Source organism: Candidatus Binataceae bacterium (genome assembly GCA_035650475.1).
Classification (GTDB): domain Bacteria; phylum Desulfobacterota; class Binatia; order Binatales; family Binataceae; genus JAKAVN01.
In genome coordinates this window covers 1-17,166 of sequence record DASRHP010000017.1, presented here as the reverse complement: position 1 = coordinate 17,166, position 17,166 = coordinate 1, and the positions used below count along the sequence as shown (strand labels likewise).

Here is a 17,166-nt window from a genome sequence, read left to right as displayed (position 1 = left end):
GACAGACCTCGCGCAAGGGGCGGGGCTGCATCAGGCCGGCTTGCCAAGGGCAAGCCAACCCGGGCGACCGCGCGGGCGCTCAGATCACCCCGTCCGCCATCGCGGACCGCGAGATTCGATTCCTGCGGTGCCCGAGCGTCGCTTGCGCACATACCCCTTGACAAGCCATGGTGCCGTGCACATTACATGCGACCAGAAGGATCGGGTTAGCTGTGGCAGCGGCCATGGCGAAGCCAGGAGGAAGCTGCGGCAGCCCGGTCGCAGCTTTTTTGTTTTTCTAGCGCCAAGGAGGACAGGGACGATGAGGATCAGGCCGCTCGGCGATCGGGTCTTGGTCAGGCGAATCGCCGAAGAGGAAAAGACCAAGGGTGGAATTATCATTCCGGACACGGCCAAGGAAAAGCCGCAAGAGGGCAAAGTGATAGCGGTCGGTCCGGGAAGGCAGGAAGACGGAAAAACTATAGCTCCAGAGGTCAAAGCCGGCGACAAAATCTTGTTTGGAAAGTATTCCGGCAGCGAGATCAAACTCGAAGGCGAAGACCATCTCATCCTGCGCGAAGACGACATCCTAGGCGTCATCGAAGGCTGATGGTTCGATAGGGGAGGCAAAAGAAAATGCCCGCAAAAATCATAAAGTTTTCGGAAGAGGCTCGTGAGAAGGTTTTGCATGGAGTCAACGTCCTGGCCGACGCGGTGACCGTGACGCTTGGCCCTAAGGGACGGAACGTTGTTTTGGAAAAGAGTTTCGGCGCGCCGGTCGTGACCAAGGACGGCGTCACAGTCGCCAAGGAGATCGAACTGGAAGATAAGTTCGAAAACATGGGCGCCCAGATGGTCAAAGAGGTCGCCTCCAAGACTTCGGACGTCGCCGGCGACGGGACTACGACAGCCACGGTGCTCAGCCGAGCAATCTATACCGAGGGTATGAAGATGGTCGCCGCCGGTCACGACCCGATGACGCTCAAGCGCGGCATTGACCGAGCGGTCGAAGCGGTGGTCGGCGAACTCAAGAATCTCTCCAAGCAAACCAAGGACCGCAAGGAGATTGCGCAGGTCGGTACGATCTCGGCCAACAACGACTCGACCATCGGCGAGATTATCGCCGAGGCGATGGAGAAGGTCGGCAAGGAGGGCGTGATCACGGTCGAGGAGGCCAAGGGGCTCGAAACCCAGCTCGAAATTGTCGAAGGGATGCAGTTCGATCGCGGCTATCTTTCCCCCTACTTTGTGACCGATCCCGAGCGGATGGAAGCCAGGCTCGAAGACGCTTACATCCTGATTCACGAGAAGAAAATCTCGGTGATGAAGGATCTCGTGCCGGTTCTCGAATCGATCGCGAAGACCGGTAAGCCGCTCCTGCTGGTTGCAGAGGAAGTCGAAGGCGAGGCCTTGGCGACGCTTGTCGTCAACAAGATCCGCGGAACGCTGCAATGTGTTGCGGTCAAAGCGCCGGGCTTTGGCGACCGGCGCAAGGCGATGCTTGAGGACATCGCCATTCTAACCGGCGGCAAATGCATCGCGGAGGAGTTGGGAGTCAAGCTCGAGAACGTGACTCTGCAGGATCTTGGCCGGGCAAAGCGGATCGTGGTCGACAAGGACAACACGACCATCGTTGACGGCGCGGGCAGGAAGGCCGACATCGAGGGCCGCATAAAGCAGATCCGCGCGCAGATCGAGGAGACCACCTCCGACTACGACCGCGAGAAGCTTCAGGAACGGCTGGCGAAGATGGTCGGCGGTGTTGCTGTGATTCGGGTTGGCGCGGCGACCGAGGTCGAGATGAAGGAGAAGAAAGCCCGCGTCGAAGACGCTTTGCATGCGACCCGCGCCGCGGTCGAGGAAGGCGTCGTGCCAGGCGGCGGTGTCGCGCTCATTCGCGCCTCGTCAGCCCTCGAAAATCTGCGGGCGAGCGACGAGGAAAAGTTCGGTATCAACATCGTGCGCCGAGCTCTCGACGAACCCGCGCGCTGGATCGCGGCAAATGCGGGCCATGAGGGATCGGTGGTGATCGACAAGATCAGAAACGGCAAGGGTGCGTATGGATTCAACGCGGCCAAGGAGGAATTCGAAGACCTGATGAAGGCCGGAATCATCGACCCGACCAAGGTCGTGCGTAGTGCCCTTCAAAACGCCGCGTCAGTCGCCGGTCTCTTGCTCACTACCGAGTGCCTCGTCGCGGAAAAGCCGGAAAAGAAGCAGGCGCCAGCCGCGGCGCCGCCGATGGATTACTGATCCGAGAGGGAGCTCCCATGAAGCGCAGTCCAAAACCGGTTTCGAAATCCAAGGCCGGCAAGGGCGCAGCAGCAAAAGCGCGGAATCGCACCCGGGGAGCTGCGCCAGGAAAAGCCCCGGCTTCAAAGACGACCCAGGAAGGAAGCGGCGAGAGCGCAACTTGATTTCCTCGTCCACTTGATGGGTGAGAGCGCGACACAGAGTTTGTGCGGGCCCGCGCGTTCCCTGCAGCGGGTCGGCGAGACCTTCCAACCCGATCGCCGACTGACTGCTGACCCAGGGCGCGCGGTCCGCGCCACGATGTGACCTAGTAATGTGCCCGGTCGGAACCAGGCCGAATGCTGCCCCGGGGTAGTTAACCTACCTCCGCGCGAGCGCGGCGCGGGCGGCGGTGGTTCCCGCGATACGCCCGAATACCGCGCCCGACATCAGGCCGGTGCCGCCCGGGTAATTGAAATAGAAAAGCCCGCCGACCAGCTCACCCGCCGCCGCCAGCCCGCCGATGGGCTCGCCGTCCGTGTTGATGACGCGCGCGTCGGCGTCCACGCGCAGGCCGCCGAAGGTGAACGTCACCCCGCAGGTTACCGCGTAGGCCTCGAAGGGCGGCGTATCGAGGGTGTTGGCCCAGTTGGTCTTGTCGATCGCAAGGCCGCGCGTGCGCCGGCCGTCCTTGACGTTGGGATTGAACGGGACCGAAGTATCGACCGCCGCGTTGTACGCCCGCACCTCTTCGAGCACGCCCGCCGGATCGACGTCCTCCAGCTTGCCCGCCAGCGCCTCCAGCGTGTCGGCGCTGACTTTGGTGACGCGCTTTATCCGGTACTCGTCACGCAGCAGATGGGCGACCTTACTGTCGAAGATCTGCCATGCGAACTGGTTGGGCTGCTCGAGGATCACCCGCCCGTATTTGGCGTAGGTATAGTTGCGGAAGTCCGCGCCTTCATCGACAAACCGGCGGCCGCGTGCGTTGACCATGATTCCGAACGGATAGCTGTGCTTCTGGAAGCCGTCGCCGACGCTCAGGTCGCCGAACTCCGGCGCGTTGCGATCCCATCCCACCGCGTGGCATCCCGACCAGTTGCCGCACGGCATCGCGCCCGCTTCCAGAGCCATGCGGATTCCGTCGCCGGTGTTGAAGCGGGTGCCGCGCACCTTGGCGAGGTCCCATCCGGGACCGAGGTAGCGCGTGCGCCATTCGGCGTTGGCCTCGAAGCCGCCGGAGGCGAGCACGACCGCCCGTGCGCCGACGGTTATCGTCCGTCCCTCGCGTCGCATCGTCACGCCGCGCACGACGTTGTCCTCGCATTTGAGCTCCAGCGCGCGCGCCCGGTACCAGACTTCGATCCCGTTGCGCGCGGCGGCGGCGTGGAGCGCGTCGATCAGCCCCGGCCCGCCGCCCCACGCCTCGACCGTCAGCCCGCCCCAGAACTTGAAGCGCCCGCCGACGTTGAAGGCCTGACGCCCGTAGATCGGCTGGAAGCGTACGCCCTTGGCGCGCATCCACATCATCGTGTCGAAGCTGCGCCGCACGAGCAGTTCGGCCAGCTCGGGGCTGGTGCGGTACTGGGTGACGCGCGCGAGATCGTCGAAGAACTGGTCCTGCGTGTAGGCGCCGAAATCGGTGCGCGCCTTGTCCTCCTCGCTAAGGTCGGGCATCAGGCGGCTGAGGTCGTCGACGCCGTTGTAGGCGACCCGCATCGCGCCTGCGGTGAAGCGGCTGTTGCCGCCGCGCTCGGCCTCGGGTGCGCATTCGAGCATCAGCACGCTGACGCCCGCCTCGCGCGCGGCGAGCGCCGCACACAGCGCGGCATTGCCCGCGCCGACCACGACCACGTCATAGAAGGAAGACATCCGCTGCGTCCGGCTCCGTTCTCAGGATACGCCGAGTATAGCGCGCTCGCGCGCGGGTGCCGTGGTCAATCGTTTCGACCCCGCTGGTCCCGTGGGAGCACGCTTGCCGCGACCGAGGCGTCGAGGCTCTCGTACTCGCTATAGCCAATCACGTCGTAGAGCTCGGCGCGGGTCTGCATCCGATCCAGCAGCGCCTCGGCCGTGCCTCTCACTTTAAGCTCAGCATATAGCTCGGCAATCGCCTTGGCCGCCACGCGCAGCGACGACGCCGGCCAGATAACCATCTTGAAGCCGAACTCCTCGAACTGGCGCGCGGTGAAATACGGCGTGCGGCCGAACTCGGTCATATTGGCGAGCAGCGGCGCTTTGATCTCGCGCGCGAAACGGCGAAACGACTCGGCGTCGCCGAGCGCCTCGGGAAAGATCGCGTCGGCGCCCGCCTCGAGATAGAGCCGCGCGCGGCCGAGCGCGCCGTCGATTCCCTCCGACGCCGCGGCGTCAGTGCGCGCGATTATACGCAGATGGCGGCGGGCGCGGCGCGCGGCCGCGATTCGCGCCGCCGCCTCCTCGGGCGACGCGAGCAGCTTGTCGTTGAGATGGCCGCATTTCTTGGGCAGGACCTGGTCCTCGATCTGGACCGCCGCGGCGCCGGCGGCCTCCAGCTCGCGCACCACGCGCATCACGTTGAGCGCGCCGCCGTAGCCCGTGTCGGCATCGACGATCAGCGGAAGGCCGCCCGCGCGGCAAATCGTGCGTGCGTAAAGGCACAGCTCCTCGAGTGTGATGATTCCGAGATCGGCGAGTCCCATGCTCGCGCTGAGCGCCGCTCCCGAGAGATAGAGCGCCTCGAAGCCGGCCCGCCGCGCGAGGAGCGCGGCGAGCCCGTGATGGGCGCCCGGGATTGGCAGGATTCCAGGCCGCTGCCATAACTCCGCCAGCCGCTCGCCGGCGGGGCGCTGGTCGGGTCGTGTCAGCCACGTCATCGGGGATCCCCCTTCGCGCGCCACAGGCGCGCCGGGGCGCATTATATCGCGCGCCGCGCTTTTCGCGCTGTCAGGGTTTTGTGCAATCATCGGCGAAGAAGCCGGGCGAGCGGCCGATCGAATTTCTGAAGGCGCTGAATCAAGCAGAAATACCATGCCAGACTATGACGTGATCGTTATCGGGGCGGGCAATGCGGCGCTGGCGGCGAGCGTCTCGGCCAAAAGCGCCGGCGCGCCGCGCGTGCTGGTGCTGGAGAAGGCCCCCGAGCACGACCGCGGCGGCAACACCCATTTCAGCGGCGGCCTGTTCCGCTTCGCCTTCAACCGCGCCGACGACCTCCTGCACCTGATACCCAAGGCGCGCGAGGTGCCGGGTTTCATGGACGGCGTCGAACCCTATCCGGCCGAGGCATTCGGCGAGGATCTCCAGCGCGTCACCGAGGGCCATACCGATCCCGAGCTTTCGCGGATCCTTGTCCGCAACTCCTACGAGACCGTGTGCTGGATGGCCGAGCTGGGGATCGGCTTCGAGCTTGCGTTGTCGCTCAGCGGCGTGCGCGTCGGCAGCGTAATCAAATGGCCCAAGGGCGCGATCGTGCGCGCGGCGCACGAGGGGGTGGGGCTGTCGCGGATGTGGTTCAACGCGGCGCGCCGCGCCGGAGTCGAGGTGAGCTACGACTCGCCCGCCATCCGCCTGCTCCAGGACCGCAAGGGGCGCGTGTGCGGCGTCGCGATGCGCGGCGCCGAGGGCATCCGCGAGCTCAGCGCCGGCGCGGTCGTGCTCGGATGCGGCGGCTTCGAGGCCAACATGGCGTGGCGCGCGCAGTATCTCGGCCGCCCGTGGGATCACGCGCGCGTGCGCGGCACGCGGCACAACCAGGGCGATGGCCTGCGGATGGCGATGGAGATCGGCGCGATGCCGTGGGGGCAGTGGAGCGGATGCCACGCGACGCCGATCAGCGCCGACGCACCGCCCTTCGGCGATCGCGAACTGACCGACAAGACCAACCGGCTTTCCTACGTGTACGGCGTGATGCTCAACCGGCTTGGCCTGCGCTTCGTCGACGAGGGCGAGGACCAGAACCTGTACACCTACGCCAAGTTCGGCGGGATCATCCTCAACCAGCCGGGCGCGATCGCGTGGCAGATTTTCGACCACAAGGTCGTCGGGTTGCTCGAACCGCGCTACTCGACCAGTCCGCCGGTGGTCGCCGACACACTGGCCGGGCTCGTCGAGCGGCTCGACCTCGACCGCAGGGCCGCGCTGCGCACGCTCGAAGAGTACAACGCCGCCGCTGGCCACGGGAGCTTCAATCCCGGCGTGCGTGACGGGATGCATACGGTGGGCCTCGCGCTGTCCAAATCGAACTGGGCGCAGAAGCTCGACACCCCGCCGTACCGCGCATGGCCGGTGACCGGCGGGATCACGTTTTCGTTCGGCGGCGTGAAGGTCAACGAACGCGCGCAGGTCCTTGGCACCGACTGGGATCCGATTCCGGGACTGTTCGCGTGCGGCGAGATGGTCGGCGGTTTATTCCATAACAATTATCCCGGCGGCTCAGGGCTGATGTCGGGCGCTGTCTTCGGGCGGATCGCGGGCCGCAGCGCGAGCGCCGAAGCGCGCACGGCGGCGGATTGAGCGGCGCGCAGGGCGCGCGGAACGGGATCGCGATGAGACAGCTCAGGTTGCGTGCGGTCTTCATGCGGGGCGGGACGAGCAAGGCGCTGATGTTCCGCGCCGCCGACCTGCCCGCCGAGCGCGAGCTGTGGCCGCCGATCTTTCTCGGCGCGATCGGCAGCCCCGACCCCAGCGGCCGCCAGCTCGACGGGATGGGCGGCGGAATCTCCTCGCTTTCCAAAGTATGTGTGATCGGGCCGCCGACAGGCGCCGGCGCCGACGTCGATTACACCTTCGCCCAGGTATCGGTGAAGGAAGCGGCGGTCGATTTCAGCGGCAACTGCGGCAACATGTCGTCGGCGGTGGGACCGTTTGCGGTGGACGAGGGAATCGTGGCCGCGAGCGGTGCCGAGGCCGTCGTGCGAATTCACAATACCAACACGCGCAAGTTCATCGTCGCGCGCTTTCCGCTCGACGACGGGCGCGCCGCGGTGGACGGCGAGTTCCGCCTGCCTGGTGTCGCCGGCAGCGGCGCGCCGGTGCGCCTGGACTTCATGGAGCCCGGCGGCGCCGGCACCGGCAAGCTGCTGCCCACGGGGAATCCCGCCGACGTGCTTGACGTCGCGATCGACGGCGCGCGGGGCGTCGAAGTCTCGATGGTCGATGCGGCGAATCCGTGCGTGTTTGTAGAGGCGGCGGCGCTCGGCGCGTCGGGCCGCGAGCTACCCGACGAACTGGACGCCGAGCGTGAATTGCTGCGCCGGCTGGAAGCGATCCGTATCGCCGCGAGCCTTAGGATGGGAATCGCGAGGACGGCCGAGGAGGCCGCGCGGATCCCAAGCATTCCCAAGGTCGCGATGGTTGCGCCGGCGCGCGCGGCGCGCACGCTTTCGGGCGAGGCGCTCGGCGCGGATGACGCGGATCTCACGGTGCGCATGATCTCGATCGGCCAGCCCCACCGCGCGGTCCCCCTGACCGGCGCGATGTGCCTGGCGGTCGCCGCCCGTATCGCCGGTACCGTGCCGAATCGCCTCGCGCGGGCCGCTGCCTCGCCCGACGCTCCCGTGCGAATCGCGCAGCCCTCAGGACTCACCGTGGTCGGCGCCGCGGTGCGGCGCGAGGGCGATCGATGGGTCGCCGAGCGCGCGACGGTGTACCGCACGGCGCGCCGCCTGATGGAGGGGTTCGTGTACGTGCGGGCGGCGGCGCTGCCCGAGCCGGTGCGACGCGCGCTGGCCGCCGCGTAGTGCGCGGGATCGATGGGCGTCACCGAGACCTTCTGCCGCAATATCGCCGCCTGCACCGGCGGCGCGCTCGACGCCGCGACGATCGCCGCGGCCAAGCGGCTCGTCCTCGACGGAATCGCGGTCGCCGTCGCCGGCAGCCGCGAGCGGGCGCCGACAATTCTGGCCGAGCACATCCGCGAGCTCGGATGCGCCGGAGGCGCGAGTGCGATCGGATTTCCGCTGCGCAGCTCGCCGGTTCACGCCGCGTATCTCAACGGCGCGTCGATGCATGTGCTCGACTACGAGGCGATGTGGAGTCCGCCCAATCACGCGACCTCGACCACGCTGCCGGCGGTGTTAGCGCTGGCCGAGACGCTCGGCGCGGGCGGCCGCGACTCGCTAGTCGCGCTGGTTAAGGGATGTGAGGTGCAGGGGCGGCTGCGCGTCGCCTCCGGGCAGTTCGAGCCGCGCGAGCTGGTATTCCATCCGCCGGGCGTGGTCGGCGTGATGTCGGCCGCGGCCGCTGCGGCGCATTTGCTGCGCCTCGACGCAGAGCGGCTGCGTCACGCGTTGGGGCTGGCGGCGTCGCGCGCGGGCACGTTGCTCGCCAACGTGGGCACGATGGCGAAATCGACGCATTGCGGGATGGCGGCGGCGATGGGGCTGGATGCGGCGCTGATGGCGGCGCGCGGCTTCACCGCCAATCCCGACGTGATCGAGGCGCGCGACGGTTACGCGCAGGCGTTTTTCGGCCGCAAGTTCGACCCCGCGGCGCTTGCGCGCTTCGGGCCGCCGTTCCGGATCGTCGAGCCCGGTTACGCGATCAAAATGTTCCCGAGTCAGTACGCGACGCACTTTGCGATCGAGGCGGCGGCCGCGCTCCATCGGCGCATCGCGGACGTCGCCGCCGTGCGCGCGGTCGAGGTGCGGACGCCGGTGATGCCGTACGTTGACCGGCCGTATCCGCAAACCGGCCTCGACGGCAAATTCAGCTTCCAGTACACGACGGCGGTCGCGCTGCTCGATGGCACGGTTTCAATCTCAAGCTTCTCCGACGCGCGCCGCTTCAACGCCGACGTCGAGGCGCTGCTGCCCCGGGTCCGCCTGGTGCAGACGCCCGAGATTCCCGCGACCCTCGACCGGATGCACGTCGAGGTTGTCGTCGAGCGCTCGGGCGGCGAGCGCCTACAGGCGCGCTGCGACGCGCCGCGCGGCTCGTGGCGGCGGCCGGTCGGCACCGAGGAGCATCTGGCCAAGGTGCGCGACTGCCTTGGCGCGCGGCTCGATGCATCCGTGGCCGAGCGCTGCATCGCCGCGATCGCGCGTTTCGAGGACCTCGACGGCGCCGGGCTCGCCGCGCTGATGCGCTCGCTCAGCGGCGTCGCAACCCAGGCGGGCGCGGGCGCCTAGGCGGCGGGCACTTCGTCGAGATGCTCGATCAGCGCCGCGCGCAGCCGGCGCAGCATCTCCAGCTGAATGACTTTCCGACCCTCGCGGTCGCTGATGTAGAAGACGTCGAGCGCCTGGTCGGCGTTGGTCGAGATGCGCGCCAGATGGATGACCATCCCGAGCTTGAACAGCGTGTGCGTGATCGCGAACAGCAGGCCGACCCGGTCCTGGGTGAAGACGTCGACCACGGTGAACTGCTCGGAGCTGCGATTGTCGATGGTGACCTCGGTCGGCACGCGGCGCACGAATTTGCGCCCGCCCACGCGGGTGCGTTGCGCCTCGGCGACGAGCGTTTCGATCTCGCGCCGGCCCTCCAGCACCGCTTCGAGGTCGCGCTCGACGCGCAGCCATCGCTCCTCCTCCATCGCAAGCCCGCCGCCGCCGTGCGAGACCCGGAAGACATCCAGTGCGACGCCGTCGGTGCGAGTGGTAATCCGCGCCGAGAGGATATTAAGGTTGTTGGCGGTCAGCACGCCGGCGATCTTCGAGAACAGCCCCGGCTGGTCGCGAGTGACCACGATGAATTCGCTGAATTCGAGGTCGGGGAAATGGCGATGGCGGCACACCAGCGGCCGCTCGCGAAACGCGCACATCAGCTCGAAGTGCGCCGGGATGTCGCTCTCGGGCGCAGTCAGGAAATAGCGCTCCGGCATCAGCTCCAAAAACGCCGCCAGCTCCGCGGGCGGCGCTCCCGCGGCGCCGAGCCGCTCGCGCACCGCGCTCTTGACCAGTGCGAGCCGGCGCGCCGGATCGACTGCCTCGCGGTTGCCCTGTTCGAGCAGCTTCAGCGCGCGCATGTAGAGATCGCTCAGCAGCATGTCGCGCCAGTTGTTGTAAACGTTGGGCGCCACCGCCCGCATGTCGGCGAAGGTCAGCAGGTAGAGCGCCTTGAGCCGGTCGATCGAGCCGACCGTGCGCGCGAACTCGTCCACCGTGCGCTCGTCCTCGACGTCGCCCTTCTGCGCCACCTGCGACATCATCAGATGGTTGCGCACGAGGAACACCACCAGGTCCACCTCTTCGCCGTCGAGTCCGAGGCGGCGCGAAACTTCGGCGGTGAGGAGCGCACCGCGCTCGTGATGGTCGTGGCCGTGGCCCTTGCCGATATCGTGCAGGAGCAGCGCAAGAAAGATCAGCGGCAGCGCCGTGACCTCGCGCGCGACCTCGGTGAGCAGCGCGTTGGAGTCCTTGAACTCGCCCGCGCGCAGGCTTTCGAGCTCGCGCACCGCGGCGAGCGAATGCCGGTCAACCGTGTAGATGTGGTAGAGGTCGTGGAGCACGCGGGCGTAGAGATTGCCGAACTCGGGAACCACGGCGCCCAGCACGCCCGCGCGATGCATTGCTTCGAGCGTCTCGGCCACGCGATGGCGTCCCGACAGTATCCCCATCAGCGCCATCCCGGTGCGCGGATCGCGGCGGAAGGCGTCGTCAATCAGGTAGAGATTGTCGCGCACCTGCTGGTAGGCGCTGCCTGAAAGCTCGACCCCGTGGGCCTGGCAGTCGGCGAAGATCGTAATCAGATTGAGCGGGGCGCGGACGAAGAAGTCCTTCTCGCCGATTGCGAGCACGCGGCCCTGGATCAGCACGCCGGGCCGGATCTGGCGGCCGCCGGGGCGGCGGGTGAACCGACCGGAGGCAGGGTCCTCGGTGACCCGCGCAATCAACCCCTCGGAGAAGCGATGGATTGCGGCGGCCTGCGCATAGTAGGTGCGCATCAGGGCCGCCGCCGCGCCTGGCCCGTCGGCGCCGAAGCCGAGCAGCGGCGCTATTTGCTCCTGGTACTCGAAGGTGAGCTGGTCGTGATGGCGGCGGCTGAGGAAGTGGAGCGAATTGCGCACGCGCATCAGGAAATCCTGCGCGCGCAGAACGTCGTTGAGTTCGGACTCGCTGATCACCGCCTTCTGCACCAGCTCGGACAGCGAGTGGACCTTGTACTTGACCTTGGCCAGCCAGAGCGCCGTATGCAGGTCGCGCAGGCCGCCTTCGCCCTCTTTGACGTGCGGCTCGAGCAGATAGATCGAATCGCCGTAGTGATGGTGGCGCTCGCGGCTCTCCTTGAGTTTGGCTGCGAAGAATTTGTGCTGGTTGCGGTTGAGCACCTCCTCGACCATCGCCTTGTCGAGGGCGGCGTATAGCTTGTCGTCGCCCGCGAGCGGGCGCGCGTCGAGGATCGCGGTCTTCTCCTTGAGATCTTCGTTGGCGGCGCGCACGGTTTCGCGGATGTTGCGTACCACGTGGCCGACCGTGAGTCCGACGTCCCACAGCGCGTGCAGGATGCTCTCGGTAACGACCTCGACGAAGGGGCCTGGCTTGTAGTCATGCAAAAAGAGCAGGTCGATGTCCGATTGCGGATTGAGCTCACCTCGTCCGTAGCCGCCGCGCGCGACCACCGCCAGACGCTGGTTGAGGCGGGAGAAGCGCCGTGCATACCCGCGCTCCGCCCATCGGTAAAGCGCGCGCATCATCCGGTCCACGCATCCGGTGTATTCGCGGACGGTTTCGATTCCGCCGGCGCCCGCGAAATGGCGCGCCGCCAGCTCCTCGCGTACCGCCTCGAGCCATGCCCTGGCGCCGGTGCCCGGACGCTGCGCCGCCTCGAATTCCGCGTACAGTGAATCCTCGCTGCGCGCGGCCGCCGAAGCGGTGGCGGGAGCGGAAGGCAAAGCCGCGGGTGCGCCTTCGGAGGGAGCCGCGGTCGCCGCCTGCCGCAGCGATGCCGACGAGGGTAGGTCGCTCACAGGTTGCCCACGGCGGCGTCGGCGTTGAAATAGTGGACGGCCGCCTGAGCGATGGCTGCGGCGAGGATTTGCTGATATTGCGCCGAGGCGAGCCGCGCGGCCTCGGCGCGATTGGACAGAAACCCGCACTCCACCAGCACTGCGGGCATCCGCGCGCCCACCAGCACGTAGAACGGGCCGCGCTTGGCGCCCAGCGCGTTGACGCGCAGGCCCAGGGCGGCTGCGAGGTCGGCCGCGCTCTGCGCCTCGACCATCGACGCGAGCGCGACCGATTCGTTGGCCTTATACTGTTGGCGCATATCGCTCAGAATGTAGTTTAGGTCCGCCTCCGCCGGGGCGCCAGAGCCGTCTGCGCCGGCCGCGTTCTCGATCCGCGCCAGCCGAATCGTCGCGCGGTCGGTGGTGTTGTTCAAGTAGTAAGTTTCGATTCCGCTGGTCGCCGGGTCCGGGCTCGAATTGAGGTGAATCGAGATGAACAAGTCGGCGTTCGCGCGGTTGGCGAAGGCGGTCCGTTCGGGAAGCGGCACGAAGTAGTCGCCGGTCCGAGTAAGCATCGTGCGCACGCCGCGCCGTTGAAGCTCGCCTTGCAGCCGCCGCGCGATTTGCAGGACGAGCTCCTTCTCGAGGAGCGGTGCGGCGACTTCGGTGCCGGCGTCGTAACCTCCGTGACCGGGGTCGATCACGACGAGGAACTGCCCATGACGATTGGGCGCCGTCGTCCCGGCTACAGCCGCGTCGTCAGCGCTGGTTGCATCGGCCCGCCCCGCTGGCGGGGCGGGCCGATGGAGCGCGGAGAGCATCGGGTGCGCAGGCCGCACTATCGTCGGCCGGCCGCCCGTCGCCACGGCGCGGGCCGCGGTTACGGCGGCCGGCGACGCGGCGGCGGTTGCGGTCGCCGCCTGCTGCGCGCGGCCTGCGGCAGCGGCTGGCGGCGGCTGCCGCAGGCCAGGCCGGATCAGCACTGGCGCGGCCAGGTCGGCGACCTGGCCGGCCGGCGCCAGTCGCACCAGCAGCTGGTCGTGCAGCAGTCCCACCGCGTAGTCGGTACGCCCGGAAACCTGGATCACGAGCCGCGAGCGCGCCCCACCCTGGTCGACCGCACGCACCAGTTCGACCGGCGCGGTTTCGTGGCCGTACACCGGCCGGGCCGGCAGCTCGAGCCGCGTATGCGCAAGTTCGATCCAGAGCTGCTGGCCGTGGGTGCTGAGTTCCCATTTGACGCCGCGGCCGTGCAACCCAAAGTGAAGTTCGACTACCGCGCCGCGCTGCGACGCCCACGCCTTGTCGATTACCGCGGCGGCGGCGCCGGAGGGCACACACAGGGAAGCGATAACCACGAGGGTCGCTACCCCCGCGATAATCCGCCGCACTGCCGAGCGCTCCGCCCTCATCGCCTCCGCCACCGCGCGCCTCGGCGGGCCGTTGGACCCCGGCTAACCGCCGCCCTCCCTGAGCCGCTCAAGCATCCTCGCCAGCGTGTTGAGCGCCTCGATCGGCGTCAGCTGCTCGACAGCGATTGCTTTGAGGTCGTCGAGCACGCGGCGTTCGGTCGGGGTGAACAGGCCTAACTGCCCCGCGGCTGTGGCGCCGTCGGCGCGATGGGCCAGACGGGGCTGGCCGCTTTCGTCGAGCTCACCTATCTCGAGATTGGCCAGGATCTGGCGCGCGCGGGCAATCACGCTCTGCGGCAGGCCGGCCAGGCGCGCCACCTCGATTCCGTAACTGCGGCTCGCCGGCTCCTCTACCACGCGCCGCAGAAAAAGCACCTCGCCGCCCCACTCCCGCACCGCCATGCTGAGATTCTTGACGCGCGGGCGTTCGCGCGCAAGGTCAGTCAGCTCGTGGAAATGGGTGGCGAAGAGCACCTTGGCGCGGGTTGTGTCGTGCAGGTGCTCGGCCAGCGCCCATGCAATCGCGAGCCCGTCGAAGGTGCTGGTGCCGCGGCCGACCTCGTCGAGCAGGAGCAGGCTGCGTTCGCCCAGGCCTTCAAGCAGGCGCGCCGTCTCGCGCATCTCGACCATGAAGGTGGACTCGCCGCGGCGCAGATCGTCGCGCGCGCCGATCCGTGTCAGCACGCGATCGACCAGGCCCAGCGACGCTTCGGTCGCCGGCACGAAGCTCCCAACCTGCGCCATGATCACGATAAGCGCGACCTGGCGCAGGTAGGTCGATTTGCCGGCCATGTTGGGGCCAGTGATCAACAGCAGCTGGCGCTCGTCGGGATCGGCGGCGAGATCGTTGGGCACGAACTCGCCCGGGCGCATCGTGGACTCGAGCACCGGATGGCGTCCGTCGCGGACGACCAGCGCCAGTCCCGAGTTCATCCGCGGCCGCACGTAACCGTGCCGGCGCGCGGCCGCGGCCAGCGCCGCGAGCGCGTCGAACTCGCCCACGGCGGCCGCGCTGGTGAGGATCGCGCCGGCATCCATCGCGAGGTCGCGCACCAGCGTGGTGAACAGCCGCGCCTCCAGCTCTTTGAGCCCCGACTCGGCGCCGAGGATCTTGCGCTCCAGCTCCTTGAGCGCAGACGTCGTGAACCGCTCGGCGCCAACCAGGGTCTGCTTGCGCTCGTAGTCGGCGGGCACGCGGTCGAGGTTGGGTTTGGTCACCTCGATGTAGTAGCCGAAGACCTGGTTGTAGCGGACCTTGAGCGAGGGGATTCCACTGCGCGCGCGCTCGGCCGACTCCATCCGGGCGATCACGCCGCGCGCGTCGGACGCGAGCGCGCGCAATTCGTCGACCTCGGGGCTGAAGCCGGCGCGGATGACGTTGCCGTCGCGCGGGTTGACCGGCGGCTCGTCGGCGAGCGTCGCATCGATCCGCTTCGCCAGCTCGGGCATCGCGGTTATCCGTTCGGCAATCCCGCGCACGAGCGGGCTTCGGCATCGTTGGAGCGCGTCTTTGAGCGCGGCGCACGCTTCGAGCGCCTGCGCAAGCCTGAGGCAGTCGCGCGGCGAGGCGCGCAGGCTGCCAATCCGCCCGGCCAGCCGCTCGAGGTCGCCGATACGGCGCAACGCTTCGGAAACCTCGCCGCCGAGGTCGGCTTCGAACAGTTCCTCGACCGCGTCATGACGCGCGCAGATCGCTTCCAGATCGAGCAGCGGATAAACGATCCAGTTCTGCAGGGTGCGTGCGCCGACCGGCGTCAGCGTCTCGTCGAGGACCGAGAGCAGCGAGCCTCGGCGCGTGCCGTCGGAGGACACCACCAGCTCGAGATGGCGGCGGCTGACCTCATCGACCAGCATGTACTCTGAGGCGCGGTAGGGGCGGGGTGCGCGCAGATGAGCGAGCTCGCGCCCGAAGGTTCCCTCAAGGTATTGGAGTGCGGCGCCGGCGACTGCACCCGGCCCCTCGCCGAGCGCCGCAACGGCCTCGGCGCCGAAGCGCCGTGCGAGTGCCTCACGCGGCGCCGCAGAGTCAAGCGCGGCGGCGTCAAGCCACGTCACCGGCGCTTCGGCGCGCTCCAGCAGGGTCTGGAGAGCCGGATTTCCCTCGGGCGCGATTATTTCGCGCGGCGCAATTCGGGCGATCTCCTCGCGCACGCCCGCGACGCCGGCGATTCGGGTCGCCACGAACTCGCCGGTCGAGACGTCCACCGCCGCGAGCGCGAAGCCGCCGGCATCCGCGCCGAGCGCCAGCAGGAAGCTCTTTTCGTCTGCCGCGAGCACGGTTTCTTCGCCGACCGTGCCCGGGGTGATGATGCGCACGATCTGGCGCGGCATCAGACCGCGCGGCGCGGTCAATTGGAACGGCTCGCTCGCGGCCGCCGCGACCGAAGCGGCGCGGCCGCGCGGGCGCGGCTCGGGCTGGGTCTGCTCGCAGATCGCGACCTTTAAGCCCGCCTTGAGCAGCCGGGCGATATAGGGCTCGGCCGAATGGAAGGGTACGCCACACAGCGGCACGCCGTCCTTGGAGCGCGAGGTGAGCTGGATATCGAGCACGCGCGCGCCGACCTCGGCGTCCTCAAACATCATCTCGTAGAAGTCGCCTAGGCGGAAAAACAGGATCGCGTCGGGTACCTTCTGCTTGACGCTCAGGTACTGCGTGATGAGTGGTGTGTTCTTCAGCGGCACGCGCGCAAAAGAATATCGAGCCCGCGCCCGCGCGGCAAAATCATCCGCACCGCGGCGATAGTGCCGCCTGTGCCCCGCACTGGTAGGCTTTGGCCATGGCCCACACCGGCGCAAGCGCGGTCATTCTTGCGGGGGGAAGAAGTTCCCGCATGGGGCAGCCGAAAGCGCTGCTGCCTCTGGGCGGGCGGACGCTTATCGAGCGCATCGTCGCCGTGCTCAGCCGCGTCTTCGACGACATCGTCGTCGTCGCCGCGCCCGAAGCGGAGGCTGTCGCGCTGCCGGCGCTCGAGCGCGCCCGGATCGTGCGCGATGAGGCGCCATACGCCGGTCCGGCCGGCGCGCTCGCGCGCGGGCTGCGCGCCGTGCACCACGATGCGGCGTTCGGCTGCTCGTGCGACCTGCCGATGCTGCGTGCGGAGGTCGCGGCGTGGCTGGTTTCGCTGCTGAACGAGCCTGATGGCCTCGACGCGGCGATTCCGCGGGTCGGCGGGCGGCTTCAGCCGCTGCACGCCGCCTACCGCCCGCGTTGCGCCGGAGCGCTGGACGCGATGCTCGCCGGCGGCGAAAGTCGCCTGAGCGCGCTCGCTGGCGCGGTCAACACGAGAATCGTTGAGGAATCCGAATACCGCCGCCACGACCCCGACGCGCTGAGCTGCTTCAACATCAACACGCCGGCCGACTACGCGCGCGCGAAGACGCTCGCGAAACCCTGACTGTATGAATCCCGACCGGCGGATACGGTGCGGCGAGGTTATCCCGCCGAGCGGGCGGGAGGAGCCTGCTCGCCGGGCCTAGCTGCCTCGCGTGGCGGCTGCGGCGGTGGCGGCAGCACGCGCACCGGCAGAATCATCAGGTTCAGGCCGTGGAGCTGGAGCCAGTTCTGCAATTCCATCGCGGTATGGTTGTGCAGGAAACGGCTGATGAATCCCTCCAGCTCGGCCTCGAAGATAAGCTTGCCGGCGAAGAACACCGCGTGGGGGAACTCGCGCGCCACCT

The 17,166-nt window shown here is 68.0% G+C and carries 12 protein-coding genes; 6 read left to right on the top strand and 6 right to left on the bottom strand.

The annotated features are described in order from the left end of the window. The first annotated feature begins 301 nt into the window (after positions 1-301). Both groES and groL read left to right on the top strand, forming a co-directional pair. Positions 302-589, top strand: a complete 288-nt coding sequence (gene groES, locus VFB33_17740) for a co-chaperone GroES (GenBank protein HZO83538.1) — start codon at positions 302-304, stop codon at positions 587-589. A 26-nt stretch (positions 590-615) separates the two neighbouring features. Then, complete coding sequence (groL, locus tag VFB33_17735) at positions 616-2,232, top strand: chaperonin GroEL (protein ID HZO83537.1); 1,617 nt, start codon at positions 616-618, stop codon at positions 2,230-2,232. 360 nt (positions 2,233-2,592) lie between these two features. Here the strand turns inward: groL and tcuA (VFB33_17730) are convergent, their stop codons facing one another. Together tcuA (VFB33_17730) and prpB are read right to left on the bottom strand one after the other, a co-directional pair. Beyond that, positions 2,593-4,083, bottom strand: a complete 1,491-nt coding sequence (gene tcuA, locus VFB33_17730; protein HZO83536.1) for an FAD-dependent tricarballylate dehydrogenase TcuA — start codon at positions 4,081-4,083, stop codon at positions 2,593-2,595. Positions 4,084-4,148: 65 nt separating this feature from the next. After that, positions 4,149-5,066 carry a methylisocitrate lyase gene (gene prpB / locus VFB33_17725; GenBank protein HZO83535.1) on the bottom strand — a complete coding sequence of 306 codons (918 nt, stop codon included), beginning with the start codon at positions 5,064-5,066 and terminating at the stop codon, positions 4,149-4,151. A gap of 154 nt (positions 5,067-5,220) precedes the next feature. On the opposite strand from prpB, the gene tcuA (VFB33_17720) reads away from it, so the two are divergent. From tcuA (VFB33_17720) to VFB33_17710, 3 genes are read left to right on the top strand one after another with little or no spacing between them, the layout of a single operon-like run. Continuing rightward, positions 5,221-6,705, top strand: a complete 1,485-nt coding sequence (gene tcuA, locus VFB33_17720; protein HZO83534.1) for an FAD-dependent tricarballylate dehydrogenase TcuA — start codon at positions 5,221-5,223, stop codon at positions 6,703-6,705. A gap of 32 nt (positions 6,706-6,737) precedes the next feature. Next, a complete protein-coding gene (locus VFB33_17715) occupies positions 6,738-7,931 on the top strand; it encodes a PrpF domain-containing protein (protein ID HZO83533.1) in 1,194 nt (397 codons plus the stop codon). Positions 7,932-7,943: 12 nt separating this feature from the next. After that, complete coding sequence (locus tag VFB33_17710) at positions 7,944-9,320, top strand: MmgE/PrpD family protein (GenBank protein ID HZO83532.1); 1,377 nt, start codon at positions 7,944-7,946, stop codon at positions 9,318-9,320. Here VFB33_17710 and glnD read toward each other — a convergent pair. From glnD to mutS, 3 genes are all read right to left on the bottom strand, one after another. Beyond that, complete coding sequence (gene glnD, locus VFB33_17705) at positions 9,317-12,022, bottom strand: [protein-PII] uridylyltransferase (GenBank protein ID HZO83531.1); 2,706 nt, start codon at positions 12,020-12,022, stop codon at positions 9,317-9,319. The genes VFB33_17710 and glnD overlap by 4 nt on opposite strands. 71 nt (positions 12,023-12,093) lie before the next feature. Beyond that, entirely contained in the window at positions 12,094-13,488 is a 1,395-nt protein-coding gene (locus VFB33_17700; GenBank protein HZO83530.1) for an N-acetylmuramoyl-L-alanine amidase, read from the bottom strand. A 42-nt stretch (positions 13,489-13,530) separates the two neighbouring features. Next, positions 13,531-16,170 carry a DNA mismatch repair protein MutS gene (gene mutS / locus VFB33_17695; protein HZO83529.1) on the bottom strand — a complete coding sequence of 880 codons (2,640 nt, stop codon included), beginning with the start codon at positions 16,168-16,170 and terminating at the stop codon, positions 13,531-13,533. Positions 16,171-16,265: 95 nt separating this feature from the next. Between mutS and VFB33_17690 the strand changes: the two genes are divergently transcribed. Then, on the top strand, positions 16,266-16,883 hold the full coding sequence (locus VFB33_17690) for a molybdenum cofactor guanylyltransferase (GenBank protein ID HZO83528.1): 618 nt from the start codon (positions 16,266-16,268) through the stop codon (positions 16,881-16,883). Between the two features lie 38 nt (positions 16,884-16,921). Here the strand turns inward: VFB33_17690 and VFB33_17685 are convergent. Beyond that, a partial coding sequence (locus tag VFB33_17685) for a hypothetical protein (GenBank protein ID HZO83527.1) occupies positions 16,922-17,166 on the bottom strand: 245 nt, incomplete at its 5' end.

What these genes read in the sequence shown, in the direction of transcription:
- tcuA (HZO83536.1), bottom strand. Translation starts at nt 4,083, where the DNA reads ATGTCTTCCTTCTATGACGTGGTCGTGGTCGGCGCGGGCAATGCCGCG.
- VFB33_17715 (HZO83533.1), top strand. Translation starts at nt 6,738, where the DNA reads ATGAGACAGCTCAGGTTGCGTGCGGTCTTCATGCGGGGCGGGACGAGC.
- prpB (HZO83535.1), bottom strand. Translation starts at nt 5,066, where the DNA reads ATGACGTGGCTGACACGACCCGACCAGCGCCCCGCCGGCGAGCGGCTG.
- groL (HZO83537.1), top strand. Translation starts at nt 616, where the DNA reads ATGCCCGCAAAAATCATAAAGTTTTCGGAAGAGGCTCGTGAGAAGGTT.
- VFB33_17700 (HZO83530.1), bottom strand. Translation starts at nt 13,488, where the DNA reads ATGAGGGCGGAGCGCTCGGCAGTGCGGCGGATTATCGCGGGGGTAGCG.
- VFB33_17690 (HZO83528.1), top strand. Translation starts at nt 16,266, where the DNA reads ATGGCCCACACCGGCGCAAGCGCGGTCATTCTTGCGGGGGGAAGAAGT.
- tcuA (HZO83534.1), top strand. Translation starts at nt 5,221, where the DNA reads ATGCCAGACTATGACGTGATCGTTATCGGGGCGGGCAATGCGGCGCTG.
- VFB33_17710 (HZO83532.1), top strand. Translation starts at nt 7,944, where the DNA reads ATGGGCGTCACCGAGACCTTCTGCCGCAATATCGCCGCCTGCACCGGC.
- groES (HZO83538.1), top strand. Translation starts at nt 302, where the DNA reads ATGAGGATCAGGCCGCTCGGCGATCGGGTCTTGGTCAGGCGAATCGCC.